This is a genomic window from Cohnella fermenti, from assembly GCF_004801405.1.
Lineage (GTDB): Bacteria > Bacillota > Bacilli > Paenibacillales > Paenibacillaceae > Cohnella > Cohnella fermenti.
The window spans coordinates 1-309 of record NZ_SSOB01000150.1 but is presented as its reverse complement, the minus strand read 5'-3'; the positions used below and the strand labels follow the sequence as shown (position 1 = coordinate 309).

At 51.1% G+C, this 309-nt stretch carries 1 protein-coding gene; it reads right to left on the bottom strand.

What is annotated here, in order from left to right; all coding sequences use genetic code 11:
- A partial coding sequence (locus E6C55_RS33390) for an IS91 family transposase (protein ID WP_136374127.1) occupies positions 1–309 on the bottom strand: 309 nt, incomplete at both ends.

The window sequence follows — 309 nt, the reverse complement described above, 5'->3', positions numbered from 1 at the left end:
GATGGTGCATGAGATTTTGTCCCCAGGTATGGAGGATCGAGGTAAAGCCAATCTGTGCGCCCAAATACTTCTTGTCAGCCGCCAGCTCGGTTAGCGTTTCTGCGGCAGCCTTGAACAACAAATCGTACAGGATTTGCGGGTTGTGGCAGGCAATCGGGTTTAACAAATCCGGCAAGGTAAAGACGACATGGAAGTAACCGACGTTCAGCAAGTCCGCTTTTCTGGCTTCAATCCAGCGCTCTTTATTGACGGTCTGGCATTTCGGACAATGGCGGTTGCGGCAGGAATTGTAGGAGATACGCGTGAAGT